The 24,855-nt window shown below is 69.0% G+C and carries 31 protein-coding genes; 17 read left to right on the top strand and 14 right to left on the bottom strand.

The genetic code is table 11. The annotated features are described in order from the left end of the window. Positions 1-4: 4 nt before the first annotated feature. Positions 5-250: a hypothetical protein gene (locus tag ABL840_RS12480; protein ID WP_093199582.1), complete on the bottom strand. Its 246-nt coding sequence runs from the start codon at positions 248-250 to the stop codon at positions 5-7. 16 nt (positions 251-266) lie between these two features. Continuing rightward, a complete protein-coding gene (locus ABL840_RS12485) occupies positions 267-1,613 on the bottom strand; it encodes an NAD(P)/FAD-dependent oxidoreductase (protein ID WP_093199585.1) in 1,347 nt (448 codons plus the stop codon). A gap of 177 nt (positions 1,614-1,790) precedes the next feature. On the opposite strand from ABL840_RS12485, the gene egtB reads away from it, so the two are divergent. From egtB to ABL840_RS12510, 5 genes are all read left to right on the top strand, one after another. Next, positions 1,791-3,047, top strand: a complete 1,257-nt coding sequence (egtB, locus tag ABL840_RS12490) for an ergothioneine biosynthesis protein EgtB (RefSeq protein WP_093300883.1) — start codon at positions 1,791-1,793, stop codon at positions 3,045-3,047. A gap of 2 nt (positions 3,048-3,049) precedes the next feature. After that, on the top strand, positions 3,050-4,066 hold the full coding sequence (gene egtD, locus ABL840_RS12495) for an L-histidine N(alpha)-methyltransferase (RefSeq protein ID WP_093300881.1): 1,017 nt from the start codon (positions 3,050-3,052) through the stop codon (positions 4,064-4,066). A gap of 762 nt (positions 4,067-4,828) precedes the next feature. Continuing rightward, positions 4,829-5,113 carry a DUF427 domain-containing protein gene (locus ABL840_RS12500; RefSeq protein WP_093204311.1) on the top strand — a complete coding sequence of 95 codons (285 nt, stop codon included), beginning with the start codon at positions 4,829-4,831 and terminating at the stop codon, positions 5,111-5,113. Further along, positions 5,110-5,865: a 2OG-Fe dioxygenase family protein gene (locus ABL840_RS12505; RefSeq protein ID WP_093204314.1), complete on the top strand. Its 756-nt coding sequence runs from the start codon at positions 5,110-5,112 to the stop codon at positions 5,863-5,865. Before ABL840_RS12500 ends, ABL840_RS12505 begins: the two co-directional genes overlap by 4 nt. Before the next feature lie 113 nt (positions 5,866-5,978). Then, on the top strand, positions 5,979-6,419 hold the full coding sequence (locus ABL840_RS12510) for a universal stress protein (protein ID WP_007833935.1): 441 nt from the start codon (positions 5,979-5,981) through the stop codon (positions 6,417-6,419). Positions 6,420-6,467: 48 nt separating this feature from the next. Here the strand turns inward: ABL840_RS12510 and ABL840_RS12515 are convergent, their stop codons facing one another. Continuing rightward, entirely contained in the window at positions 6,468-7,124 is a 657-nt protein-coding gene (locus ABL840_RS12515; RefSeq protein ID WP_093300880.1) for an RluA family pseudouridine synthase, read from the bottom strand. Positions 7,125-7,330: 206 nt separating this feature from the next. On the opposite strand from ABL840_RS12515, the gene ABL840_RS12520 reads away from it, so the two are divergent. Beyond that, on the top strand, positions 7,331-8,530 hold the full coding sequence (locus ABL840_RS12520; protein WP_093204320.1) for an MFS transporter: 1,200 nt from the start codon (positions 7,331-7,333) through the stop codon (positions 8,528-8,530). 6 nt (positions 8,531-8,536) lie between these two features. Here the strand turns inward: ABL840_RS12520 and ABL840_RS12525 are convergent, their stop codons facing one another. The 3 genes from ABL840_RS12525 to ABL840_RS12535 are packed head-to-tail and all read right to left on the bottom strand — an operon-like array spanning position 8,537 to position 9,273. Then, a complete protein-coding gene (locus tag ABL840_RS12525) occupies positions 8,537-8,824 on the bottom strand; it encodes a 2Fe-2S iron-sulfur cluster-binding protein (RefSeq protein ID WP_093300878.1) in 288 nt (95 codons plus the stop codon). Continuing rightward, entirely contained in the window at positions 8,821-9,111 is a 291-nt protein-coding gene (locus ABL840_RS12530; RefSeq protein ID WP_093300876.1) for a VF530 family DNA-binding protein, read from the bottom strand. Before ABL840_RS12530 ends, ABL840_RS12525 begins: the two co-directional genes overlap by 4 nt. Positions 9,112-9,123: 12 nt before the next feature. Beyond that, positions 9,124-9,273: a hypothetical protein gene (locus ABL840_RS12535; RefSeq protein ID WP_170217229.1), complete on the bottom strand. Its 150-nt coding sequence runs from the start codon at positions 9,271-9,273 to the stop codon at positions 9,124-9,126. An 87-nt stretch (positions 9,274-9,360) separates the two neighbouring features. Between ABL840_RS12535 and ABL840_RS12540 the strand changes: the two genes are divergently transcribed. The 3 genes from ABL840_RS12540 to ABL840_RS12550 all read left to right on the top strand — a co-directional run bounded on the left by ABL840_RS12540 (position 9,361) and on the right by ABL840_RS12550 (position 11,608). Further along, positions 9,361-9,879, top strand: a complete 519-nt coding sequence (locus ABL840_RS12540; protein ID WP_093300875.1) for a GNAT family N-acetyltransferase — start codon at positions 9,361-9,363, stop codon at positions 9,877-9,879. A 14-nt stretch (positions 9,880-9,893) separates the two neighbouring features. Continuing rightward, on the top strand, positions 9,894-10,583 hold the full coding sequence (locus tag ABL840_RS12545; protein WP_093300873.1) for a PepSY-associated TM helix domain-containing protein: 690 nt from the start codon (positions 9,894-9,896) through the stop codon (positions 10,581-10,583). Between the two features lie 116 nt (positions 10,584-10,699). After that, entirely contained in the window at positions 10,700-11,608 is a 909-nt protein-coding gene (locus tag ABL840_RS12550) for a DUF808 domain-containing protein (protein WP_093300871.1), read from the top strand. Positions 11,609-11,654: 46 nt separating this feature from the next. Here ABL840_RS12550 and ABL840_RS12555 read toward each other — a convergent pair whose 3' ends face one another. Together ABL840_RS12555 and ABL840_RS12560 are read right to left on the bottom strand one after the other, a co-directional pair. Continuing rightward, positions 11,655-11,870, bottom strand: coding sequence for a hypothetical protein (locus ABL840_RS12555; RefSeq protein WP_093300870.1), 216 nt, complete (start codon positions 11,868-11,870; stop codon positions 11,655-11,657). A 33-nt stretch (positions 11,871-11,903) separates the two neighbouring features. Next, a complete protein-coding gene (locus ABL840_RS12560; protein WP_093300868.1) occupies positions 11,904-13,094 on the bottom strand; it encodes a lactonase family protein in 1,191 nt (396 codons plus the stop codon). An 84-nt stretch (positions 13,095-13,178) separates the two neighbouring features. Here ABL840_RS12560 and ABL840_RS12565 point away from each other — a divergent pair, with 84 nt between their 5' ends. The 3 genes from ABL840_RS12565 (at position 13,179) to ABL840_RS12575 (ending at position 14,775) form a co-directional block, all read left to right on the top strand. Next, positions 13,179-13,451 (top strand): DUF2164 domain-containing protein, encoded by a 273-nt coding sequence (locus ABL840_RS12565; protein ID WP_093300867.1) that lies wholly within the window; start codon positions 13,179-13,181, stop codon positions 13,449-13,451. A 75-nt stretch (positions 13,452-13,526) separates the two neighbouring features. After that, positions 13,527-13,949 carry a hypothetical protein gene (locus ABL840_RS12570; RefSeq protein ID WP_093300865.1) on the top strand — a complete coding sequence of 141 codons (423 nt, stop codon included), beginning with the start codon at positions 13,527-13,529 and terminating at the stop codon, positions 13,947-13,949. Between the two features lie 25 nt (positions 13,950-13,974). After that, positions 13,975-14,775: an enoyl-CoA hydratase/isomerase family protein gene (locus tag ABL840_RS12575; RefSeq protein WP_093204352.1), complete on the top strand. Its 801-nt coding sequence runs from the start codon at positions 13,975-13,977 to the stop codon at positions 14,773-14,775. Positions 14,776-14,885: 110 nt separating this feature from the next. Here the strand turns inward: ABL840_RS12575 and ABL840_RS12580 are convergent, their stop codons facing one another. Both ABL840_RS12580 and ABL840_RS12585 read right to left on the bottom strand, forming a co-directional pair. Continuing rightward, the gene (locus tag ABL840_RS12580; RefSeq protein WP_093300863.1) at positions 14,886-15,989 is read right to left on the bottom strand and encodes a M14 family metallopeptidase; all 1,104 of its coding nucleotides are present in this window, start codon (positions 15,987-15,989) and stop codon (positions 14,886-14,888) included. 40 nt (positions 15,990-16,029) lie between these two features. Next, positions 16,030-17,358: an MFS transporter gene (locus ABL840_RS12585; RefSeq protein ID WP_093300862.1), complete on the bottom strand. Its 1,329-nt coding sequence runs from the start codon at positions 17,356-17,358 to the stop codon at positions 16,030-16,032. A 130-nt stretch (positions 17,359-17,488) separates the two neighbouring features. On the opposite strand from ABL840_RS12585, the gene ABL840_RS12590 reads away from it, so the two are divergent. Next, positions 17,489-18,391, top strand: a complete 903-nt coding sequence (locus ABL840_RS12590) for a LysR family transcriptional regulator (protein WP_093204360.1) — start codon at positions 17,489-17,491, stop codon at positions 18,389-18,391. Here ABL840_RS12590 and ABL840_RS12595 read toward each other — a convergent pair. Then, positions 18,388-19,044, bottom strand: a complete 657-nt coding sequence (locus tag ABL840_RS12595) for a glutathione S-transferase (protein ID WP_093300860.1) — start codon at positions 19,042-19,044, stop codon at positions 18,388-18,390. The two genes, ABL840_RS12590 and ABL840_RS12595, sit on opposite strands and share 4 nt — an antisense overlap. Before the next feature lie 70 nt (positions 19,045-19,114). Here ABL840_RS12595 and ABL840_RS12600 point away from each other — a divergent pair, with 70 nt between their 5' ends. Together ABL840_RS12600 and ABL840_RS12605 are read left to right on the top strand one after the other, a co-directional pair. Continuing rightward, entirely contained in the window at positions 19,115-19,993 is an 879-nt protein-coding gene (locus tag ABL840_RS12600) for a helix-turn-helix transcriptional regulator (RefSeq protein WP_093300858.1), read from the top strand. A 53-nt stretch (positions 19,994-20,046) separates the two neighbouring features. Next, positions 20,047-20,949, top strand: coding sequence for an SDR family NAD(P)-dependent oxidoreductase (locus ABL840_RS12605; protein WP_093204367.1), 903 nt, complete (start codon positions 20,047-20,049; stop codon positions 20,947-20,949). A 2-nt stretch (positions 20,950-20,951) separates the two neighbouring features. Here ABL840_RS12605 and ABL840_RS12610 read toward each other — a convergent pair whose 3' ends face one another. Continuing rightward, a complete protein-coding gene (locus ABL840_RS12610; protein ID WP_093300857.1) occupies positions 20,952-21,515 on the bottom strand; it encodes a GNAT family N-acetyltransferase in 564 nt (187 codons plus the stop codon). Positions 21,516-21,530: 15 nt separating this feature from the next. Further along, positions 21,531-21,956, bottom strand: a complete 426-nt coding sequence (locus tag ABL840_RS12615) for a hypothetical protein (RefSeq protein ID WP_093300855.1) — start codon at positions 21,954-21,956, stop codon at positions 21,531-21,533. A 100-nt stretch (positions 21,957-22,056) separates the two neighbouring features. Here ABL840_RS12615 and zigA point away from each other — a divergent pair, with 100 nt between their 5' ends. After that, entirely contained in the window at positions 22,057-23,250 is a 1,194-nt protein-coding gene (gene zigA, locus ABL840_RS12620) for a zinc metallochaperone GTPase ZigA (protein WP_093300854.1), read from the top strand. Between the two features lie 7 nt (positions 23,251-23,257). On the opposite strand, the gene ABL840_RS12625 is transcribed toward zigA, so the two are convergent. After that, positions 23,258-23,731 (bottom strand): Fur family transcriptional regulator, encoded by a 474-nt coding sequence (locus ABL840_RS12625; protein WP_093204376.1) that lies wholly within the window; start codon positions 23,729-23,731, stop codon positions 23,258-23,260. A gap of 135 nt (positions 23,732-23,866) precedes the next feature. Here ABL840_RS12625 and ABL840_RS12630 point away from each other — a divergent pair, with 135 nt between their 5' ends. After that, positions 23,867-24,841 (top strand): AraC family transcriptional regulator, encoded by a 975-nt coding sequence (locus tag ABL840_RS12630; RefSeq protein ID WP_093300852.1) that lies wholly within the window; start codon positions 23,867-23,869, stop codon positions 24,839-24,841. The last annotated feature ends 14 nt before the right edge of the window (positions 24,842-24,855 follow it).

A 24,855-nucleotide genomic window follows, 5' to 3' on the forward strand; every position in this document is an offset into this window, starting at 1 on the left:
CGCTTCAGCAGGTTCCCCAGCATCGCAGCGAGGGCACGAAAAGCCCCGCCGCGAAGCTGACGGCACAGAAGAACAGCAGGATCAGCGCCGCCAGCTTGAGCCCCTCGGCGCTCCAGCGCGGCGCGAAGGTGCTGATGAGGCCCGAGGCGAAAGTGCCTTCGAGCCGCTCGGCACCGCCCCAGCGCAGCACCCAGAGGCAGAACAGCGCCTCGGCGGCGTGCGCGACGGTCCACACGAGGAAGGACAGCATCGCCAGCCTTCCTCCCTCAGGATTCGCTCTTGCCTTGCACGTCGGCTACCACGCGCGCGTTGCGCTGGAAGCTCCAGTACGCGCCGGCCCAGTCCATCATCACGACGACGCGGTTGCGAAAGCCGATCAGGAAATACGCGTGCGCGAACAGCCAGAACAGCCATGCGAGCCGGCCGCTGAAGCGCAGAGGGCCGAAGGGCGTGCCGAGGTCGACCACCGCCGAATTGCGGCCGATGGTGGCGAGGTTGCCGTAGTCGGCATAGCGGAACGGCACCGTCGGCTGGCCCGCGATGCGGCGCAGGATGTTGGCGGCCGCCGCACGCCCCATCTGCTTGGCGCCGGGCGACACGCCGGGCACGGGTTTGGGCGGCTTGCCGGGCGCGTGGCTCATGGCGGCGGCGAGGTCGCCGACCACGCTGATCTCGGGATGGCCCGCGAGGCTCAGGTCTGGCTCGACCTTGATGCGTCCCGCGCGGTCGCATTCGACGCCCGTGGCGGTGCCCAGCATGCGGCCCAGCGGAGAAGCAGCGACGCCCGCCGCCCATACCACGCAGCTGCTATCGATTCGGTAGCTGTCGACCGGCGATCCGTCTGCGCCGCCACCGGTCTGCACCTCGAGCCCGTTGGCATCGATGGCCGTCACGCGCGCATTCAGGCGTACTTCGACGCCCAGCCGCTCCAGCTGTTCGAGCGCCTTCTGGCTCAGCGATTCGGGCATGGCCTGCAGCACGCGCGGGCCGCCCTCGACCAGCAGCACCTGCGCGCTGCTCGGGTCGATGTGGCGGAACTCTCCCGACAGCGTGTGCTTGGCGATCTCGGCCAGCGTGCCGGCCATCTCGACGCCCGTGGGGCCGGCGCCGATCACCACGAAGGTGAGCAGGGCGCGGCGCTTTTCCAGGTCGGCCGTGATCTCGGCGGTCTCGAACGACAGCAGCACGCGGCGGCGGATCTCGAAGGCATCGGCCAGCGTCTTCAGCCCGGGCGCCACGCTCGACCATTCGTCGTGCCCGAAGTAGCTGTGCGTGGCGCCGGCCGCGACGATCAGGTGGTCGTAGGGCACGCGGTCGCCGTTGGCAAGGTGCACCGACCGGGTGGCCGGATCGATGCCGGCCACCTCGCCCAGCAGCGTCGTGATGTTCGGCTGCTTGCGGAACAGCGAGCGCACCGGCGCCGCGATCGACGGAGCGGCGAGCCCGGCGGTCGCCACCTGGTACAGCAGCGGCTGGAACAGGTGGTGGTTGGTCTTGTCGATCACCGTCACGTCGACGTCCGCCTTCTGCAGCTTGCGCGCGGCTTCGAGTCCGCCGAATCCGCAGCCGACGATGACGACTTTGGGCCTGCCCGATGGGTTGGTCGTTTGCATGCGACGGATGATACGCAGCCGCCCTGCACGCCCCGGCGTCTTGTGCCACAGTGGCTGCCCCTTGCGCCCGTTGGCGCTCTTTGCCGAAGTCGCGGCGGCAGGCCTGCGGCGTTTTGTCCTACGTGCCGCCGCGACCCGGATGGGCTACAACTTGCGGCTGACCCGACTGGAGACTCCATGACGCTTTCCCGGCCGATCACTCAGGCGGCGGGCGCACTGCGCGACAGGTTCCGCGAGGTGCGCGCCACGAGCCTGGCGCTTGCCGCTCCGCTCTCCGCCGAAGACCAGTGCATCCAGTCGATGCCCGACGCGAGCCCGACCAAATGGCACCTCGCGCACACCACCTGGTTCTTCGAGAGCGTGCTGCTGCAGCCGCATGCCGGCGGCTACCAGCCCTTCGACGCGCGCTTCCTCTACCTCTTCAACTCGTACTACGAGGCGCTAGGCCCGCGCCATCCGCGTCCGCAGCGCGGACTGCTGACGCGGCCCTCGCTCGACGAGGTGCACGAATACCGCCGCCATGTGGACGATGCGGTGGTGGCGCTGCTGGAAGAGGGCGGGGCCGACTGGGCCGTGATCGAGCCCATCGTCACGCTCGGGCTGAACCACGAGCAGCAGCACCAGGAGCTGCTGCTCACCGACATCCTGCATGCGCTGTCGTGCAACCCCATGCTGCCCGCCTACAAGCCCGCGAACGGCCCCGCGCTGCGGCTGGCCGCCGTGCCGCCTGCCGTGCGCTGGATCGAGCGGGCCGGCGGCATGGCAGAGGCGGGGCACGAGGGCGCCGGTTTCTCCTTCGACAACGAAACGCCGCGCCACCGCGTGCTGCTGCAGCCTCATGCCATCGCCGACCGCCTGGTGAACTGCGGCGACTATGCGCAGTTCATCGCCGACGGCGGCTACCAGCGGCCCGAGCTGTGGCTGTCCGACGGCTGGGCCGCGGTGCAGGCGAACGGCTGGCGGCATCCGGCGTACTGGCTCGCGCAGGACGATCCCCGCCTGCGCTTCGCCGGGCCCTCGTCGCAGGCGGCGGGCGACTGGCATGTGTTCGGCCTGAACGGCGTGCGGCCGATGGAGGCTGATGCGCCGGTCTCGCAGCTCAGCTTCTATGAAGCCGCCGCGTATGCCGAGTGGGCCGGTGCGCGGCTGCCCACCGAGTTCGAATGGGAAGCCGCGTTCGATGCACCCGGCATCTCGCAGATGGCCGGGCACGTCTGGCAGTGGACGCGCTCGTCGTACGACCCGTATCCGGGATTCCGCCCCATGCCGGGCATCGCGGCCGAATACAACGGCAAGTTCATGGTGGGGCAGCTGGTGCTGCGCGGCGGCAGCGTCGCCACGCCGGCCGGGCATTCGCGCCCCAGCTATCGCAACTTCTTCCCGCCGGCGGCGCGCTGGCAGTTCACGGGGCTGCGGCTCGCGAAAGACATCTGATCATGCGCAATCCAATTTCTTCGTCCTCGCTGTCGTCCTTCGTGCCCGCGAAGTCATCGCAGAAGCCGCGCGCCGCATCGCCGGCGGCAGCCGCCACGCCGCTGTCGGAGTTCGGCCGCGAGATGCAGGCGGGGCTCGCGCGCTCGCCGCGCAGCATTTCGCCGAAATTCTTCTACGACGCCGCGGGCTCGCAGCTGTTCGACCGGATCTGCGAACTGCCCGAGTACTACCCGACGCGCACCGAGCTTCGCATCCTCGGCGAGTGCGCCGGCGAGATCGCCGGGCAGATCGGCCCGAATGCGGAGATCGTCGAGTTCGGCGCGGGGTCGCTGACCAAGGTGCGGCTGCTGCTCGATGCGCTGGAGACGCCGAAGCGCTATCTGCCCATCGACATCTCCGGCGAGCACCTGGAGGCGGCTGCCGAGCGGTTGAAGGCGGACTATACGGAGCTGGTGGTGCAGCCCATCGCTGCTGACTACACGATGCCGTTGGTGCTGCCTGCGCCGATGGCCGGGGCGGGGCGGCGAGTGGGGTTCTTTCCGGGGTCGACTATCGGGAACTTCGAGCCCGACGAGGCGCTGGCGTTCTTGCAGCTGGCTGCGCGGATGTTGCGGGGGGGCGGGTTGCTGATCGGGGTGGACCTTGTCAAGGATCCTGGGCGCCTGCATGCGGCATACAACGATGCGCAGGGGGTTACGGGGGAGTTCAACCTCAATCTGCTGCGGCGGGCGAATGCTGAGCTGGATGCGGACTTCGATCTTGATGGGTTCTCGCATGCGGCGTTCTATAACGCGCCTCGGCAGAGGATCGAGATGCATCTTGTGAGCCGGCGGGCTCAGAGCGTTTCTCTGAATGGGGAAGTGTTTGGGTTTGCGGAAGGCGAGACTATTCATACGGAGTACTCGCATAAGTTCACTGTTGAAGGGCTTCGGGCTCTGGCTGTGAGGGCTGGATTCAAGCCTGGGGCGGTTTGGGTGGATCCGGAGAGGCTCTTCAGCGTTCATTGGCTTGCTGCTTAGCCTTTGCTTCCCGGGGCCGGGAGTTCCGCCCGGCGGCCGACCTACTTTTCTTTGCTTCGCCAAAGAAACGTAGGCAAAAGAAAGGCGACCCCACTGTCTGCGACCCCTGCGCTTCGCTACGGGGCAACCTGCGGTGCTCGCGTTTCGCGGGGTCTCGCAGAACTCGCTTCGCTCAAACAGCTGCGAGCCCTTGTCCGCGAAACGCTGCGCTCCTCGGCGCAGCCAGAGGGGATTGGAAACCTGCGGGCCATCGCGTTGCTCGGCCATCAAGGCACAGCAAGCGCTTCGCGCCTGCTGTGCTTGGAACGAGGCGTTGGGGCGGCTGAAGCTTGAAGCGGTCGCGATTGGCTTGAGATTCCGGGCCGAGCGAAGCGAAGGCCAGTGTGGGCTGTTCAGAAGGCCGAGCAACGCGATGGCCCGCAGGTTTCCAATCCCCTCTGGCTGCGCCGAGGAGCGCAGCGTTTCGCGGACAAGGGCTCGCAGCTGTTTGAGCGAAGCGAGTTCTGCGAGACCCCGCGAAACGCGAGCACCGCAGGTTGCCCGCAGCGAAGCGGAGGGTCGCAGACAGTGGGGTCGCCTTTTCTTTGCCTACTTTCTTTTGGCGAAGCAAAAGAAAGTAGGTCCGCAGCCGGGCGGAGACCCGGCCCCGGAAAGCAAACTCCCTAGCAGGGGCAGATAAGCACTGGAAAAAGGCCAAGCTCGTAGCAACGGCACAATAACCCCCGAAAGCGGCACCCGGCCGCCCCCGGAGACCCCCAACCCATGAAAGCAACCTGGAACGGCGTAACCATCGCCGAAAGCGACGACACCGTCCTCGTCGAAGGCAACCACTATTTCCCGATGAGCGCGCTCAACCGCGACTTCGTCACCTTCAGCAACCACAGGTCCACCTGCCCCTGGAAGGGCACCGCGAGCTACTACTCGCTGCTGGTCAACGGCGAGCTCAACACCGACGCCGCCTGGTACTACGCCGATCCGAAGCCCGAAGCCGAAGAGATCCGCGACCGCGTCGCGTTCTGGAAGGACGTGAAGGTCAGCGCCCAGTGACCACCGCCGCATTCACCCCCCCGTTCATCGCTCCCGCCGAGCTGCCCGCCGCGCTGCGCGACCAGGGCTATGCCGTGCTGAGCCCGCAGGGCGTCGGCGAATGGCTCGGTGTTCCGGTCTCGCAGCTCGAAGCGCTGCACCCGGACTGGAACGATCTTCCGCCCGACGATTACCTGAAGGACGGCGGCCGCTACCGCACCCGACGCCATGCCTGCTTCACGGTCGAGGCCGACGAGCAGGCCACGCTGGCGCAGGTGCCGCATCGCGCGCATTGGCAGCCGGTCGAATACAACGCGCTGCATGGCGGCATGCAGCGCTGGTTCGCGCCGATGCTCGAGGCCACCGTCGCACAGCCCGTGTGGCATCGGCTGCTCCAGCAGCTGGGCAGGGCCAGCAGCGAGATGCGCGGCGAGGCGCAGCGCTGGTACGTGGAGGCGCATCAGTTCCGCATCGACACCGCGGGCGGCATCGGCCGTCCCACGCCCGAGGGCGCGCACCGCGACGGGGTTGATCTCGTGGCGGTGGCGCTCGTGGGCCGGCACGGCATCAAGGGCGGCGAGACGCGCGTGTTCGAAGCCAACGGGCGTCGCGGCGAACGCTTCACGATGACCGAGCCGTGGACGCTGCTGGTGCTCGACGATGCGCGCGTGATCCACGAGTCGACGCCGATCCAGCCGCTCGAGGAGGGCGGCGAGGGCTGGCGCGACACGCTCGTGATCACCTGCAGGGCCAAGGGTTTCCAGGGGGATTGAACTCACCCTGCGGCGGGGCAGTCCTACAGCCTGCGGCGCGCAACAGCGGTTAAATTCGGGGCCGGCCCCATGTGGGCCGTGTGTCTGTCTGCGAACGAAAGCGAGGTCCCGCCATGTTCAATCACATCCTGGTTCCGATCGACGGCTCCGAAACTTCCATGCTCGCCGTCAGCAAGGCCAGCGGCCTCGCGCTGGCCTTCGGTAGCCGCATCACGCTGATCCACGTGATCGACAACTATCCCTTCATCGGCGTCGGCGCTGACTACGCGCTCGGCCAGAACGAATACCTCGCGGCGGCCACCGCCAGCGCCAATGCGGCTCTCGCGCGCGGCGTGGCGGCGCTCGCGGCCGAAGGCCTGCACAGCGACCAGCGCGTGATCGACGGCCACGTGGTGCACGAAGGCATCGTCGACACGGCCATCGCCATCGCGGCCGACCTGATCGTGATGGGCTCGCACGGCCGCAGCGGCATCGAGAAACTGCTGCTGGGCAGCGTGACGCAGCGCGTGCTGCAGGACGCGAACATGCCCGTGCTGGTCGTCAAGGGCGGCTGAGCGGCGGCATCCGCAACAACGGAAACCGCGGCGTAGCGGAATCGGGGATCAGGGGACGACGAAGCCAGACGGCCGCTCGAAGCAAAGCTCCTGCCCCGTCGCCGGATGCACGAACCCCAGCTCGCTTGCATGCAGCATCAGGCGCGGCGCTCGCGCTCGCAGGGCCGCGTCGCCGTAGAGCGCGTCGCCCAGGATCGGATGCCCGATCGACAGCAGATGCACGCGCAGCTGGTGCGAGCGGCCTGTCAACGGCTCCAGCAGTACATGCGTGGCGGCGGGCTCTCCCGGCAACACCGAGAGCGCCTTCCATCGCGTGACGCTGGGCTTGCCGGCCGGGTCGATTTTCTGCAGGGGACGGCGCGGCCAGTCGGCCATCAGCGGCGCGTCGATCACCGACCAGTCTTCGCGCAGCGGCATTTCGCCGTCGACGACGGCTTCATAGCGCTTGTGCACCCGGCGCTCGGCGAATTCGGCGCTCAGCGCCCGCTGCATCTCGATGCCCCGTGCCATCACCACCAGCCCGCTGGTGGCCATGTCGAGGCGGTGCACGATCAGCGCGTCGGGCCACTGCCGCATGGCGCGTGCGCTCAGGCAGTCCTGCTTGTCTTCGCCGCGGCCGGGCACGCAGAGCAGGCCGGCGGGCTTGTCGAGCACCAGCAGGTGGGCGTCTTCGTGAACGGGTTGCAGCGGCGGCGGGGCGGTCATGGGAGCCGCCGAGTGTAGACAGCAGCCCGCGAGGTGGCGCGTGGGGCCGCCGCCGGCCCTCATGCCCTGCTCATCCGGCCTCGGCTATCCTCGGACGAATGTCCGGCCCCGCCCCAGCTTCCGCTTCCCCCTCTCCCGACGCCGCCCTGCAGGGTGCCGCGGCTTCTCCCCCCAGCTTCTCCGACCTGACGCGCGAACGCCCCTTCATGCAGATGTGGACGGCGCGCCTGTTCGGCACGGCCGCCTCGCAGATGCTGCTGGTGGCCATCGGCTGGCACATGTATGAGCTCACCGGAAGCGCCTGGGACCTGGGGCTGGTGGGCCTCTACCAGTTCGTGCCCGCGCTGCTGCTGGCGCTGCTGGCCGGGCACATCGTCGACCGTCACCATCGCGGGCGCATCGTCGCGGCCTGCTTCGCGGTGCAGGGACTGGTGGCGCTCGTGCTGCTGCTGGCGGTGCTCGAAAAGCACGACACGCGCGGCCTTCTGCTGGGCCTGTCGCTGGTGCTGGGCGCGGTGCGGGCGTTCCAGATGCCGGCCCAGCAGGCGCTGACGCCGCTGCTGGTGCCGCCTGTCATGCTGTCGCGCGCGATGGCCTTCAGCTCGGCGGGCATGCAGGGCGCGATCATCGGCGGGCCGGCCCTGGGCGGGCTGCTGTTCGTGGCGGGCATGGCGGTGGTGTACGGCGCGAGCCTGGTCTTCTTCGCCGTCGCCTGCGCGCTGGTGCTGCGGCTGCGCTACGCCTACACGCCGGCCGCGCGCGAGCCGGTCACGCTGTCCACGGTGTTCGCGGGCGTCGACTTCATCTGGAAGCGCAAGCCGGTGCTCGGCGCGGTCTCGCTCGACCTGTTCGCGGTGCTGCTGGGCGGCGCGGTGGCGCTGTTGCCGATCTATGCCAAGGACATCCTGCACACCGGCCCCTGGGGGCTCGGCCTGCTGCGCAGCGCGCCGGCGGTGGGGGCGCTGGTGATGTCCATCGCGCTCACGCGCAGGCCGGTCGAGCGCAACGTGGGCCGCACGCTGCTGCTGGCTGTCGGGCTCTTCGGGCTGTGCATGGTGGTGTTCGGCATCTCGAAGAGTTTTGTCGTCTCGCTGGTCGCGCTCGCGGTCTCGGGCGGCGCGGACATGGTCAACGTGGTGATCCGCCAGACGCTGGTGCAGCTGGAGACGCCCGACGCCATGCGCGGGCGGGTGAGCGCGGTCAACTCGATCTTCATCGGCGCGAGCAACCAGCTCGGCGAGTTCGAATCGGGCGCCACGGCGGCGCTGCTCGGGCCGGTCGGCTCGGTGGTGGTGGGCGGAGTGGGGACGATGCTGGTCGCGCTGACCTGGTTCAGGATCTTTCCCTCGCTGGCGCACCGCGACCGGCTGGTGGTGGCTGCGCCTTCGGTCAGGCCGCCGGCCTGACGGCGATCAATCCGCGAACAGGGCGCGTGCGCCGGGCACTTCGAGCGTGATGTCGCCGAGCGCCTGCGCCACGCAGGGCAGGATCCAGCCTTCGGCCTTTTCCTCGGCGCTCAGGCCGGGCCATTCGATGACGTGGCGGGTTTCGCCCGCGAGCCGCAGGCAGATGCAGGTGCGGCAAGTGCCGTTGCGGCACGAGCTCGGAAGCTCGATGCCGGCGGCTTCCGCGGCCTCGAGGAGGGTGATGTCGCCGTCGGTCTCGAAGTCGAGGCCCGAAGGCTCGAGCCGGACCTTCATGGCTGCTGCTGTTGTTGTTCGCGGCGCTGCTCGCGCAGCATGAAGAGATAGAGGCTCTCGACCTTCTCGCGCGCCCAGGGCGTCTTGCGAAGGAACCTGAGGCTGGAGCCCACGCTCGGGTCGTGCGTGAAGCAGCGGATGGGAACGAGCTCGCTCAGCCTCGGCCAGCCGTAGTGGCCGGCCAGCGCCGTGACGATGGCCTCCAGCGTGACCCCGTGCAGCGGATTGCGCGGCTGGGCCTGCGTGGCCGCGGGGGCGGGCGGTGGCGTGGGCGAGTCGTTCGTCACTTGCTTGCTTGTCTACTTGTTCTTGAGCTTGCCGCGGGGAATCACCTCGGTCGTGACCGTGCGGACAGGCTCGATTCCGCCGGTGCTCACGGGCTTGGGCGGCGAGGTGTCCTTCTTCGGTTTCTTCGCTTCCTTGTTGCTGCGCTGCTGACCCTTGGCCATGTCGGTTTCTCCTGTAGTTGCGACGTATGCGGGCTGCAGTTTAGCGGTGAGGCGACAATACGCGGTTCCATCCGATTTCCCGCATTCATGTCAGATTACGAAGTTCGCCCCGCGACCCTGCGCGACGCCAAGGCCGTCGCAGAAATCCACGCACTCTCCGTCAAGGCCGCCTACGAAGGCATCCTTCCCGAGGAAGAACTGCGCGCCCTGGCTCCCGCCACGCGCGAAGCCAAGTGGCGCGAGGCCATCGAGTACAGCGAACCCCAGGTCCACGTGGTGGTGCACGGCAGCGAGATCGTGGGCTTCGTGGGCTTCGACCGCTCGCGCGACCCCAAGACCCCGCCGACCACCGGCGAGATCTGGGCCATCTACGTCAAGCCCGAGCACTGGGGCAAGGGCGCCGGCGTGGCCCTCTGGGACGCCGCCCGCGAAGGCCTCGAGGACGAGGGCTGCACCACGGTCACCATCTGGGTGCCGATCCGCAACGACCGCGCCATGCGCTTCCATGAACTCGCGGGCTTCAAGCGCGAGATGAAGACCGCCAAGACCACCGCCATCGGCACCGTGCGCATCGAGGAAATCCGCCTCAAGCGCAGCGTGGCCTGAGCCGGCGCGACGCCATGGACGCCGCCGGCGGTTCTTCTTCCCTCGGCCACGCCGCGCGCGTGCGTTCGCACCAGCGGCGCACGGCCGCCGTGCAGTGGATCCGCCGCACCCACGGCTGGTTCGGCCTCTGGGGCGCGGTGCTGGGGCTGCTGTTCGGCTTCAGCGGCATCTGGCTCAACCACCGCAACGTGATGAAGCTGCCGCAGGCCCAGGAGCGCACGCGCGCCCAGCTCGCGCTGCCCGACCCGGTGCCGGAAACGCCCGAGGCCATGAGCCGATGGCTGCAAGAGGCGCTGCGTATGAGCGGCCCGCCCAACTCCAGCCGCATCGAGCCCTCCAAGCCCGTCGCCTGGGCCGACAAGGGCGACAAGAGCGCTCCGGCCCTCACGCAGCCCGCGCACTGGGTGTTCAACTTCGGCGGCCCCAACGAGATCGTGCAGGCCGAGTACTGGCAGGGCAACCGCTCGGTGGGCGTCACCACCACGCACAACGGTATCGTGGCCACGCTCACCAACATGCACAAGGGCGGCGCCATGCCGCTGCCGTGGATCCTGCTGGTCGACACGCTGGCCGGCAGCCTGATCTTCCTGTCGATCTCGGGCGTGGCGCTGTGGATGCTCACGCATCGCCGTCGCCGCGTGGGCCTGGCGCTGTTCGGTGCCTCGCTGGCGGCCGTGCTCGTCATTGCGCTCGGCGCTCTCTGAACCGCTCCCGGACCCGCTCCAGCGCTTGTTCGGGGAGCGCCCCCGTACGGGTATTGACGGGGCGGGCAGCGGCTGCGGATAAGCTCGCCGCTTCTTTTTCAGCCTGAATCCTGCCAATGGCCTCCAGCCTGCTCCTGCTGCTCGACGACATCGCGACCGTCCTCGACGACGTATCGGTCCTTACCAAGGTAGCCGCCAAGAAGACAGCCGGCGTGCTGGGCGACGACCTCGCGCTCAACGCGCAGCAGGTCACGGGTGTCAAGGCGGAGCGCGAGATTCCGGTCGTGTGGGCCGTGTGCAAGGGCTCCTTCATCAACAAGGCGATCCTCGTGCCCGCCGCGCTGGCCATCGGCACCTGGCTGCCCTGGCTGGTCACGCCGCTGCTGATGATCGGCGGCGCCTTCCTGTGCTTCGAGGGCGCCGAAAAGCTCGCCCACAAGTTCCTGCACAAGAAGGAGCACGACGCCGACACCCAGCGCCACGAGAAGGCCGTGGCCGACACATCTGTCGACGTGGTGGCGGTCGAGAAGGACAAGATCAAGGGCGCGGTGCGCACCGACTTCATCCTCTCGGCCGAAATCATCGCCATCACGCTGGGCACCGTGCAGGGCCAGCCTTTCACGACGCAGCTGAGCGTGCTCGTCGGCATCGCGCTCATCATGACCATCGGCGTTTACGGCCTCGTGGCCGGCATCGTGAAGCTCGACGACGCGGGCCTCTACCTGAGCCAGCGTGCCAGCGCGGGCGCACGGGCGCTGGGCCGCGGCATCCTGGCGGCAGCGCCCTGGCTCATGAAGGCGCTGTCGGTGGCCGGCACGGCCGCGATGTTCCTCGTGGGCGGCGGCATCCTGGTGCACGGCGTGCCGGCACTGGGCCACGCGGTCGAAGACTGGGCCAAGGCCACGGGCGGCGTGTTCGGCACGCTGGGCTCGATGGGCGTGAATGCCGGCGTGGGCATCGTGGCCGGTGCCATCGTGCTGGCGGTGGTGGAACTGGTCGGCAAGATGCGCGGCAAGAAGGCCTGACGCGCGCCTGCCGACTGCCAACGAAACCCGCCGCGAGGCGGGTTTCTTATTGCCGGCGCGATCTGCCGAGCTTCACCAGCTCGACCACGATCAGCGCCACGCCCAGCACCACCGCGAACCAGCCCACCAGATAGGCCCCCGCCACCATCTCGAACCAGCGCGTGCCCTGCAGGAAACGCGGCCCCAGCAGGACTGCGACGCCGATCACGAGGCAGAGGATGCCGCGTTCGAGCGTGCGGAGAGGTCGTTTGGGTTGCGCCATGGGTCTTCGTTCTTTCGCAGGAGTGCTGGTCGGTCAGTGCGTCATTTTCCCGCGCATCGCAGCCGGATGGCCCTGCAGCTGGAACGACTTGCCCGTCGGCACCAGCGTGTCTCCATCGAGCCGCAGGATCGTGATGTCCTGGTCGATGAAATTCCCCACGTACAGGTATTTCCCGTCGGCGCTCCACACCGCACCTTCGGGCAGCCCGCGCACCACAACCTCGTTGGCGCGCGTGACCTTCTTGCCGTCGATCTTCAGCAGCACCACCGAGCCGTTGCGGTTGTAGAAGTAGGCGTTCTTCGCCGCGTTGCTGCCGCGCAGGATCACCGCCACGGCGTGCCGGCCGGTCGGGCTCACGGCCAGGCCCTCGGGGCCGTCGCCGACGACCACCTTGTCGATCACGCGCGGCGGCGCGGCTTCCATGTCGATCACGCTGACCGTGTCGACCTGGCCGTCGGAGGCGCCCGAGTTGCCGTTGTCGGCGGTGAGCGCGAGCTTGCCGTCGGGCGTCACGTCGACGTTGTAGGGCCACAGGCCGGCGGCGAGGTCGACCTTGTTGTAGCTGACCTTCTCGCCGTTCACCTCGAGCAGCGCGATCTTGTGGCTCGGGAACTTGGCCGCCAGTGCGCGCTTGCCGTCGGGCGTGAAGCGCACGTGCGCCACCGAGTCGCCCATGGCCACGGTGTCGACCAGCGTCACCTTCTTGCCCGAGATGCGCAGCACGCTCACAGAGTTGTCGGCACGGTTGGCCACCAGCGCCAGGTCGCCCGTGCGGTTGATCGACAGGCCCGAGGGCTGCTTGCCGACCTGCAGCGTGTCGAGCAGCTTGGGCGGCGTGGTGGTCAGGTCGATCACGAAGAGCCGGTTGTCGGGCACCTGCTTGCGCGCGCCGTTCTCCTCGACCACGTTGAGCGAGTTGGCGACCAGCGCCAGCGTTTCGCCGGGCGTGATCGCGAGGTTGGTCGGCGGGCCGGCGATGGTGTTGTCCAGCTGCAGCGTGCCGAGCACCTTGGGCGCCAGCGGATCGGTGCCGATGTCCAGCACCTGCACCGTGTCGCGCCCCATCGGGCCGAGGATCACCGCGCCGGCGTCGTTCCACGACTGCTTCTCGTCGTTGGCGACCAGCATCAGCTGGCGCTGGGGCACGGTGGGGGTGAGGTTCGTGCAGCCGGCGAGGACCGCGAGGGCCGCTAGCGCTGTGAGAGGGAAAAGGCGGAACTTCACGGTGTCTGTCTCCGGTGTTGTTGTGAGCGCGCATGGTAGCGAACGGCACAATCGACGGCCCGAACGCCCCGAGGAACGAACCCCATGAGCATCGAGATACCGAAGGAAGCACGCCAGCAGGCCATCACCTCCATCGAGCGCTATTTCCGCGAGAACATGGAAGAGCCCATTGGCAACATCGGGGCCGGTGCGCTGCTCGGCTTCTTCCTCGAGGAGATCGGTCCGCTCGTCTACAACAAGGCTGTGGCCGAGGTGCAGGAACGGCTGCAGTCGCGCATTTCGGAGATCGATCTCGAGGTGCACGAGGACGAGTTCCAGTACTGGCGCAAGTTCGACAAGCAGAAGAAAGGCCGCTAGCAGCGCAGGCCGGCGTGGTGCCGGCGCATCGCGGCGAATTCAAAGATGCTTCAAAACGTTGCAGAATTCGGGGCCATGCACCTCCACCGCACCACTCATCGCCGCGCACCTTCCCCCGTTCTGCGCGCCCTTGCGGCCTTGCCCTTCGTGCTCGCCGCGTCCTTCGCCACCGCACAGCAGGACCCCTCGGGTTTTCCGCTCGACTCGGTCGGCTACCTGAACGAGGAGCTGCCCCGCATGGAGGCCGCCATCGCCGCCAAGGACCGCAGCTTCTTCCACGGCGCGATGGTCCGCACGGTGCAGTTCTCGGAGCGCTGGGGCTTCAAGAGCAAGGCCAATCCCGAGCTTGCCGCATACCCCATGTGCACGGCGGCGGTGATGGACTACGCTGTGGTCGGCATGTGCAGGCTAGCCCCTTCCGACGAGTGCGAACCGGGCCTGGCCTCGCGCTTCGACGCAAACGTGCAGCGCTGCCGGGAAGTGGCGGCAAGAAAGTAGCCGAACAACCGAAAGAGACCCTGCAATGGACTACGCCGCCCGCTACAAGACCCTCGCCATCGAGCGCCGCGGAGCGAACGGCGCGGTGCTCGACATCCGGATGCTGGCGGCCAACGGCAAGCTGCCCACGGCGGGCCATGACGGTCATCGCGAGCTCGCCGAGATCTGGCGCGACGTGTCGGCCGACGACAGCGTGCGCTGCGCCGTGCTCCGGGGCGAGGGGCTGGGCTTTTCGGGCGGTGGCGACCTGGCCATGGTGCAGGACATGACCACCGACGACGCGGTGCGCCAGCGCGTGTGGCGCGAGGCGCGCGACCTCGTCTACAACATCATCAACTGCGACAAGCCCATCGTGAGCGCCATGCACGGCCCGGCGGTGGGCGCGGGGCTGGTGGCGGGGCTGCTCGCCGACATCTCCATCGCCACGAAGAACGCGAAGATCGTCGACGGCCACACCCGCCTGGGCGTGGCGGCGGGCGACCATGCGGCCATCGTCTGGCCGCTCCTGTGCGGCATGGCCAAGGCCAAGTACCACCTGCTGCTGTGCGAGCCGGTGAGCGGCGAGGAGGCCGAGCGCATCGGCCTCGTGTCTCTCGCGGTGGAAGAGGCGGAGCTCTTGCCGCGCGCCTACGAGGTGGCCGACCGGCTCGCGGCCGGCAGCCAGAGCGCCATCCGCTTCACCAAGTACGCGCTGAACAACTGGCTGCGCCAGGCCGGTCCGACCTTCGACGCATCGCTGGCGCTCGAATTCATGGGCTTCGCGGGGGCCGACGTGCGCGAGGGCGTCGCCTCGCTGCGCGAGAAGCGCGCGCCGGACTTCGGCTGACCGGCCTCGGATTATTCGCGGGACACCGCGGAACCGGTTTTGCCGGGCCGCTGGTGTCGCCCCATGAAAGGGGGTTGGCGAAGCGGCACGAAGTGCGCGAAGACTGGGGGTCAGCTCGCTTTCAGGCCCTGCAGCGTCTGCAGCAGCACGACGCGCGTCTGCCCCAGGATCATTCCCTTCCACTCGTCGTTGTCGCAGTAGAAGCCGTCGCGCAGCCGCGTGCGGATCTCGCGCTTCTGCGCTTCCGGCGCCTCGGGGTGGCGGCGCAGCCAGGTGTCGGCGCGCAGGCGGTCCAGCACTTCCAGGTCGGGCAGCGTGCCGAACTCGAGGCCCATCGGCGCGATCTTCGCGTTCGGGCATTCGTCGTAGGCGGTCGAGATCACCGGCCCCGACACGTCGGCCGAGGCCGAGTCGCCGGCGAAGGGCGCGAACACGTCGGCGCCCCACCAGTCGTGAGCCCGCGCCAGGTCTTCGGGCGTGTTGCGGCCCGGGTAGATCTTCTCGCCGTGGCCGTAGGGGCCCAGGCCCGTGTGCACGTCGATCCAGCCGAGGTGCGTGGCAGAGGCGGCGTACTTGCGCAGGATCTTGCGGATGGTCCTGTTGCTCCACGAGGGTGCGGTGCCGCCGTAGAAGAGGCCATCGGGCGAGGTGTACTGGCCGCGCGTCACGGCGGCGCGGAAGGCGCGCATGCCGTGCTTCGCCACGTAGGCCGCCACGGCCGCTTCGTCGGCGGGTGTCGGCGGCCAGGTCGCGGGCAGCACCAGCGGCTCGACATCGGCGTATTCGGCGTTCACCGGCAGCGGCGCGTCGAAGTCGATGTGGTTGCGGTTCAGGTCGATGTTGTCTTCGTTCGTGCGGTGCAGGTGCGAAAAGCCGTGCGGGTTGACCGCGTGCACCAGCAGCAGCGAGACGCCGGCCTGCTCCAGGCGCGAGAGCAGGTCCGCGTCGTTGAGCGTGGCGATCTGCGTGCCCGAGCCGCAGAAGCCTTCGGGGCCGTGCGTGCCGGAGCTCACGAGCAGCACCTTCTTCGCGTCGATGGCGCCGATCAGCGCGACGTCGGTGGCCAGTTCTTCGCCGAGTGCGCCGCGGTGCGCTTCCAGCACGAACGATTCGACGGCCGCGCCGCGCTGCGCGGCGGCTTCGAGGAACTTGGCGCGGGCCTCGACGTAGGTGCCCGAGAAGAACCGCGTTGCTGCGGTGGCTTGTGCTTGCATGAGGTGGGGACTCCTGTGCTTGGAATGATGGGGAAGATCGTCAGGCCGATGCGGCGTGGGCGTCCGCGGCGTCGATGTCGCGGCCCGTATGGTCGCGCAGCCAGATCAGGCCCAGCAGCGAGACCACCGTCATCGCCACCAGGTACCAGGCGGGCGCGAGCTTGCTGCCCGTGGCGTTGAGCAGCCAGGTGCTGATGAAGGGCGCGAAGCCGCCGAACAGAGCCACGCCCACGCTGTACACCAGCGACATGCCGCTGGCGCGCACGGCCTTCGGGAACATCTCGGGCAGCATCGTGATGCCGGGCACCGTCTGCACGACCAGGCCGAAGCTGAACACGCCGAGCACCACGAACAGCACCGTGGGCGTGGGCGAGGCGTTGAGCCACAGGAAGCCGGGGTAAATAAGCACCGCCAGCGCGATGCGGCTCCACACGATCAGCGTCTTGCGGCCCACCACGTCCGACAGCTTGCCGACGAAGGGCGCGAAGGCGAACGAGATCAGCCCCGTGAGCGCTGCGCCGAAGAGCGCCACCGACGGCGTGAAGCCGAGCTCGCGCACGGCGTAGGTCGGCATGTAGAAGGTCACGACATACGCGGCCGTGGTGCCGCCCACCAGCGTGAGGATGGCGGCCAGCACCGTCTTGCCGTGCTGCGTGCAGACGATCTTCAGGCTGCTCTCGCGCGGCGCGGCGGCCTGCTCGGGCGAGACGTGCAGCGATTCCTCGAGGTGGCGGCGGATGTACATGCCCACCGGCGCGATCAGCATGCCGATGACGAAGGGCACGCGCCAGCCCCAGCTCTGCATCGATTCCGTCGACAGCGTGAAGGTCAGCAGGCCCACCACGACGGCACCGAGCATCACGCCCAGGCCCTGGCTGGCGAACTGCCAGCTCGCCATGTAGCCGCGGTTGGCCGGCGTGGCGTGCTCCACCAGCAGCGTGGTCGATGCGCCGACCTCGCCGCCGGCCGAGAAGCCCTGGATGAGCCGTGCCAGCACGATGACGATCGGCGCCGCGACGCCGATGGAGGCATAGGTGGGCGTGAAGGCGATGAGCGCGCAGCCCAGCGCCATCAGGAAGATGGTGAGCGTCATGGCCTTCTTGCGGCCCGCGCGGTCGGCATACGCGCCGATGACGATGCCGCCCAGCGGCCGCATGATGAAGCCCACGCCGAAGCTCGCCACCGTCAGCAGCAGCTGGCCGTAGGAACTGAAGGTCGGGAAGAACAGCTTGCCGATCACGAGCGCCAGGAAGCCGTAGACGGTGAAGTCGAAGAACTCCAGCCCGTTGCCGATGGTGGTGGCCACGATGGTCTGGCGGCGGCGCGCGGGAGAAGGGGACGGCGCGGGCCGGATGCTTGGGGTGCTCATGTGTCTCCAGTGTTGGCTTGCTTTTCGGAATGTCGGTCGAAGGTCTACGCCTTGGCCGCGCCGGATGCTAGAGATTCGCCGCTGTCATGAAAAGACAATAATTGGGCGTCGAAGATAACTTTTTGTTTTCATGAAACCCAACCAGCTGCATGCCTTCGTGGCCGTGGTCGAGCAGTTGAGCATCCGCGCCGCCGCGCGCGTGCTGGGCATCTCGCAGCCGGCCGTCACCAAGATCGTGCGCGAGCTGGAGCGCGAGGTCGGCGCGCCGCTGGTGGAGCGCAGCGTCAAGGGCGTGCAGCTCACCGAGTTCGGCAAGGCCTTCGCGCCGCGCGCACGGCTGCTGCTGGCCGACATGCAGCGCGCCCGCGACGAGATCGCACAGATCCGCGACGGCCTCACCGGCAAGGTGGCGCTGGCCGTCAGCACCTCGTTTGCGCTCACGGTGCTGCCGGCCGCCTTCAAGGACTTCCACGCGCGCCTGCCGGCGGTCGACGTGCAGTTCAGCGAAACCGTGCTGCCCTGGATGCTGGCCCGCCTGCGCGAAGGCTCGCTCGACTTCGCGGTGGCGCACGTGGTGCCAGGCCGGCTCGACCCGCAGTTCGAGGCGATGGAGCTCTTTCCGGTGAAGCTGGTGGTGGGCATGCGCGAGCGCCATCCGCTGCGCGGCAGCCGCTCGATCCGCGAGCTCTACAAGGCCGAGTGGATTCTTCCGGGCGACGACCACTTCAGCGGCCGGGAGGCCGTGTCGCCGCTGCTGCCGCTGGGCTTGCCGCCGCCGGCGAGGGTGATACAGGGGCAGTCGGTCACGGTGGCGCTGGCGCTGGTCGGGCAGATGGACCTGGTCGGCCTGTTCGTCGAGCCGCTGGCCACGCTGACCTTCAAGCGCCACGGCATCCGCCGCGTGGAGATCGAGGAGGAGCTTCCGATGCTCAGCGTGAGCGTGATCAAGCGCCGCGGGCAACTGCTGACGCCGGCCGCGCAGCATTTCGTCGAATGCATCCAGCGGGCCTCGGCGGCGGCGATGGCGGGCTAAGGCGAAGGCGGAAAGTCGACGCCGTTCTCGCCGGACTTCCAGGGCGCGTACTTGTGCATCGCTCGCTCGAAGATCCTGGAGGCGGTCCAGCCCGACAGCCAGGCCTGCAGGCGCGGCCACGGCTGCGAGTCGAACCATGCCTGATCGACCATCGCGAACTGGCGCACGAAGGGCATGACGGCGGCGTCGGCCAGTGTCGCGTGCGAGGCGGCCAGCTGCGGCGAGCGGGCCAGCCTGGCTTCCAGATCGCGCAGGAAGGCGGCACCGCGCTCGCGAGCGGTTTCGCCGCCGTCCGCGTGGCGCTCGGGGTACTTGTAGCGGTCGAGCTGGGGCTTGAACTCGTCGTCGCACGTCGCGACCAGCGCGAGCATGTCCTGCAGCGTGCCGTTGGCGGGCTGCAGCCAGCGCAGCGGGTCGTCGCGGCGCAGGGCCCACAGCATCACGTCGAGGCTCTGCTCCAGCACCGTGCCGTCTTCCGCGAGCAGCACGGGCACCGTGCCCTTGGGCGATGCCGCGAGCATCTCGGCGGGCTTGTTGCGCAGCACCACCTCGCGCAGCTCGCAGCGCTGTCCGGCGGCGACCAGCGCGAGGCGGGCGCGCATCGCATAGGGGCAGCGACGGAACGAATAGAGAACGGGCAGGGCGGAAGGCATTCGATTCGGACAGGCGAGGCGGCCGATTTTCGGCCATGCCCGGGCGGGTTTTTCAACACAATCGGTGCCCATGGCCGAACGCCTCTTCCTCCGGCTCGACGACGACCCCCTGCACGGGCCGGAATCGGGCGTGCCTGCCGGCACGCTGCGCGCGTTTCCGGTCGAGGCCGCGCTGCGCGGGCATGTCTCGCACGTCATGCTGTACCGAGAGAGCTTCGCCGACGGCCACGAGGTGCACGAGCGCGTCTTGCCTGACGGCGCCGTGCGGCTGGTCTTCAACTTCGGCGATGCGCCCTCCGTCGGCGACGAGCAGGGGCAGGCGGTGGAGGCCATCGGTGCCTCGACCACGCCGGTCGTCGTGCGCATGCGGCGGAAGGTGGAAGGGCTCTCCGTCACCCTTCGCCCCGGTGCCGCCGCCGCGCTGCTGGGGCTGCCGGCCGGGGAGATCGGCGGCACGGCCGTGCATCTCGATGCGCTCTGGCGTGGCGAAGGCGCGGAACTGCTCGAACGCATGATCGATGCGCGGGACGACGCGGCGCGGGTGGCGCTGCTGCAGGCCGTGCTGCAGCGCAGGCTTCGCGACGGCAATCCGGGGGGCAGTGCCGGCAACGCCGGTGCCATGCATGCCGCGCAGCTCATCGCCGACTCGGGCGGGCGGCGTCCGTTGCGCGAGGTGGCGGCCGCCGTCGGTGTCGGCGAACGGCGCCTGCAGCAGCTCTTCCATGCCCATGTGGGGCTCTCGCCGCGCGCCTGGAGCCGGCTCGCGCGCATGCACGGCTGCCTGCGGGCGCTGCGCCTGCAGTCCTCGCCCGCCTGGGCCGAGGTGGCGCTGGAGGGCGGCTTCTACGACCAGTCGCACCTGGTCAACGAGTTTCGCGCGCTGTGCGGCGTCACGCCGACCGAGTTCCTCGATCAGGCGGTTTCGGGTTCTTCCAAGACGGCGGTTTGAGCGCTGGCTATCTTCATCCGCTCTGAGGCCAACGGATCAAAGGAACGAACAGGATGAACAACGAAGAAAACACGGCAGGCCGCCCGCTGAAGGACTGCGTGGCGGTTGTGACCGGCGCGAGCCGCGGCGCGGGACGCGGCATCGCAGTGGAGCTGGGCGCGGCCGGCGCCACCGTGTACGTCACCGGGCGCAGCACGCGCGAGCGGCCCGCCGACACCTACGGCCAGCTGCTGGCACTTTCCGACATGGCGACGGTGCCCGGCAGCATCGACGACACGGCGGACGAGGTCACGCGCATGGGCGGGCGCGGCATCGCGGTGCGCTGCGACCACACGAACGAAGAGGAGGTCGCCGCGCTCTTCGCCCGCGTGGAGCGCGAGGCCGGCCGCGTCGACCTGCTCGTGAACAACGCCTGGGGCGGCCACGAGACTTTCAACGGCGTGTTCGAGGCGCCGTTCTGGGAGCATCCGCTCGCCAACTGGGACTCGATGTTCGACCGCGGCGTGCGCAACCACCTCGTGGCCAGCCGCTGCGCCGCGCCGCTGATGGTGCGGCGGAAGAAGGGCCTGATCGTCACCACCACCTTCTGGGACCGCGGCCACTACCTGCGCGGCAGCCTCTTCTACGACCTGGCCAAGGCGTCGATGACGCGGCTGGCCTTCGGCATGGCGCAGGACCTGAAGCCGCACGGCGTGGCATCGGTGGCCGTCTCTCCCGGCTGGATGCGCACCGAGTTCGTGCTGGCCGGCCACAAGACCGACGAGGCGCACTGGCAGGAGCGGCCCGCGCTGTCGCGCACCGAGTCGCCGCGCTATCTGGGGCGGGCCGTCGCGGCACTGGCCGGCGACCCGAAGGTGATGGACAGGAGCGGCGAGGTGCTCCGGGTGGCCGACCTCGCGCGCGAGTACGGCTTCACCGACATCGACGGCCGGCAGGTAGCGGCCTTCGAGATGTAGCGCTACCGCAGCGCCCGCACGTCGATGCGAAAGCGCAGCTCCGGCGTGCCGCCAAGCCCGGGCAGCTTGACGAACTCCTCGACCAGCACGCCGCCGTTGGCGCGGATCACCTGCTGCGAGGCGATGTTGTCGGGGTCTGTCGTGATGTCGACGTGGTCGAGGCCCCTGGCGCGCGCCTCGGGCAGCAGCGCGCGCAACGCGGCCTTGGCGTAGCCCCGGCCGCTCTTCCAGGGCACCACGGCGTAGCCGATGTGGCCGAGGCAGTAGTCGGGTAGGGCGCTGGTGCCCGGCTGCCAGCGCAGCTGGATGCTGCCGCAGAACTCGCCGTCCCACATCCAGCGCCGGTAGCCCGGCAGGCGGGGCACGGTGCCGCCGTCGGGCAGCGCGACGGGCGGGCCCTTGGCTTCGGGGTCGACGAGGCTGGTCAGAAAGCTTTCGGGGTCGGCGTGGATCTGTGCAAGGTCTTCCCGGCCCGCCTCGGGCCGAAGGTTGTTGGGCGACCAACCGCGCTCGAGCGCGGCGATGTAGCTGGAGAGATGTTCCCGCGAGGGCCAGACGAGTTGCATGGAGAGTCTTTTCCTTCAGTAGGAGCGCAGCGAGATGCCCCAGCGCTCGCCGGTCCTCACGACGATCCACAGGTTGACGTGCGTGCTGAGCACGGCGTCCGCCGCGTCGCGCCGCGTGTAGGTCACGACGAAATGGACCTTGTCGTTGCCCGCCAGCACCGGCTCTTTCTTCTCGTACTGCGTGCGCGCCCAGCCGGTGGCCTTCAGTGCCTCGAAGAAGCCGGGCGGGTGCTGGCCCGGGCCGACCCAGTCGAGCCGCTGCGCGCCCGACAGCATCACGTGCGGAAAGTGCAGCTCGGCGTCCATGCCGCGGGTGTCCGATGCGTTGAATGCGGCGGTGAAGCGGTCGAGGCAGGCCGAGGCGGCGTCGACCGCCGCGGCATGGGATTCGCCGGAAGGCGGCGGCGCGACGAAGGCGGAGAAATCGGAGCGGGCGGTCATGCCGCCGATGGTAGGCCAAGGCCCGGCATCGCAACAAATGCAACGCAGTTGCATTGGATTCATATAATGCAATCCTGTTGCATATATGGAGCCTCCTCCCATGGCCGACCGCCTCCCCGTCACCGTGCTCTCCGGCTTTCTCGGCGCCGGCAAGACGACGCTGCTGAACCACATCCTCCACAACCGCGAAGGCCGGCGCGTCGCCGTCATCGTCAACGACATGAGCGAGGTCAACATCGACGCCGCGCTGGTGCGCGACGGCGGCGCCGAGCTCTCGCGCACGGACGAGAAGCTGGTGGAGATGAGCAACGGCTGCATCTGCTGCACCCTGCGCGAAGACCTGCTGGTCGAGGTGAGGCGCCTCGCGAAGGAGAAGCGCTTCGACCAGCTCGTGATCGAGTCCACCGGCATCTCCGAGCCGCTGCCGGTGGCCGAGACCTTCACTTTCGCGGGCGAGGACGGCAAGAGCCTGTCCGACGTGGCGCGGCTCGACACCATGGTGACGGTGGTCGACGCCTTCAACTTCCTGCGCGACTACGGCTCGCCCGACAGCCTCGGCCAGCGCGGACAGTCGCTCGGCGACGAGGACACCCGCACCGTGGTGGACCTGCTGATCGAGCAGATCGAGTTCTGCGACGTGCTGGTGGTGAACAAGACAGACCTCGTCTCGCCCGAGGAGCGCGAGCGGCTGATGGCGATATTGCGCAGCCTGAACCCGCGCGCACGAATCGAAGTCTCGGAGTTCGGCCGCGTGGCGCTCGACCGCGTGCTCGACACCGGCCTCTTCGACTTCGAGCAGGCCGAGCAGGCGCCCGGCTGGCTGGCCGAACTGCGCGGCGAGCACGTGCCCGAAAGCGAGGAATACGGCATCCGCAGTTTCGTCTACCGCTCGCGGCTGCCGTTCCATCCGATGCGCTTCTGGAAGCTGGTGCAGAGCGAATGGGAGGGCGTGGTGCGTTCCAAGGGCTTCTTCTGGCTCGCCAGCCGCGCCACGCGCGCGGGCTCGTGGTCGCAGGCCGGTGGCGCATGCCGCTATGGCGCGGCGGGTTTCTGGTGGGCGGCGGTGCCGCGCGAGCACTGGCCGACCGACCCCGATGCGCTGGAACTCATCCGCAAGAACTGGGACCCGGCCACCGGAGATGCCCGCCAGGAGCTGGTGCTGATCGGCATCGGCATGGACGAGGACGCCCTGCGCGCCCAACTCGACGCCTGCCTGCTCACGGAAGACGAGATGCGCTTCGGCGCCTCGTGGTGGCAGAACTTCCCGGATCCGTTCCCGTCTTGGAACGTCTAGAGAGCGGCTAGCGGGCGCAGTCGCCGCAGGTGCCGTGCAGGGTGAGGGCGGTGTGGCGGGTGTCGATGCCCTGCTTGCGCAGCGCCCGCCCCAGCCGGCCCATCACCTTCGGCAGCTCCGGGTCGGAGGGCAGCGCCAGCACCTTGTGGCACTGGTCGCATTCGAAGGTGTTGCCCGACTCGGCTTCCACGTGGCGCGAGAAGCGGTTGACGCGGTCGGCGCCCACGCGGCGGTCGCACAGGCCGGCCTCCACCAGGCGGTCGAGCACGCGATAGACCGTCACCCGGTCGGGCGCCTCGCCGGCGGTGGCGGTGTAGGCGGCGGCCACTTCCTCGTGCGTCAGGGGTTGCGAGCTGTGCTCGATGAGCTCGAGCACGGTCTGGGCGGCGCGCGTCACGCGCAGGCCGCTTTCGCGCAGCAGCGTTTCGCTGTCGAACGGGGCGGCGCGCGGGGGCTTCGGGTGCGAGGGCGTTGTCTTCATGCGGTCTTCTTGCGAAACGCCATTGTGTTGCATCCCGGGGCGCCATGGGTAGCGGGCGGCCGAATCGCCCGCCTGGCATGCCAGATAATCGCCGCCATCTCCGAGACAGACAGACCACCGGGCGGCACGAACAGCATGGACACAGAGCGGGACGGCGACGTACTCAGCCATGTGCTTGCGACGTACAGGTCCGAAAGGGCCGTGACCGCGCGCTTCTCGCTGTCCGCCCCATGGTCGCTGCACTCGACCGGCGTCGCCGGCCCGCTGATCCGCATGTGCACCGGCGCGCCGTACTGGATCGCGGTGGACGGCGCCGAGCCGGTGCAGGTCGCGCCGCACGACATCGCGATGCTGCCGCAGGGCGGGGCGCACACCGTGTCGTCGGCGCCGGGGCTGGAGCCGATGCCGTTTCGCACGCTGATCGAGGCGCACTCGGTCGGCCGGCACGGCGACCATCCCATCGTCTTCTCGCACGGCGGGGGCGGCCCGGCCACCGAGCTCTTCTCGCTGCACCTGTGGATGCCCGCGCAGGGGCTGGGCTCGATCATCGGCAGCCTGCCGCCGCTGATCGTGCTGCGGCAGGCGCAGATTCCCACCACCGCCTCGCTCGCGCAGGCCATGGAATCGCTGGTGAACGAGACCGTCGCCCAGCGCCCGGGCTGGCAGCTGTCGGCGGCGCGCATGGCCGACCTGCTGCTGGTGCACATCCTCTGCGAGCACCTCTACGCCCAGCCGCAGGCGCAGGAGCACGGCGGCAGGTTCGGCAGCCTGCGCGGGCTGGACGACGAGAGCATCTCCCGCGCGATCTCGCTGATGCACGAGAAGCCGGGGCACCCGTGGTCGGTCGCCTCGCTGGCGCAGGCCAGCTACCTGTCTCGCACGGTCTTCAGCGAACGCTTCCGCGCGCTGGTGGGCGTGACGCCCATGCACTACCTGGGCTCCTACCGCATGACGCTGGCGGCCGAAAAGCTCAAGAACCGGCAGCTGAGCCTGCACCAGGTGGCCGAGGCGGTCGGCTATGAGTCGGAGAAGGCGTTCTCGCGCGCTTTCCAGCGCTGGACGGGCATGACGCCCAGCGCGTACGCGCGCCGGCACGGCGAGCCCGGCTGAAGAAGGAAGGCACC

Origin of the sequence: Variovorax sp. NFACC27 (assembly GCF_048301545.1) — a bacterium.
Taxonomy (GTDB): domain Bacteria; phylum Pseudomonadota; class Gammaproteobacteria; order Burkholderiales; family Burkholderiaceae_C; genus Variovorax; species Variovorax gossypii.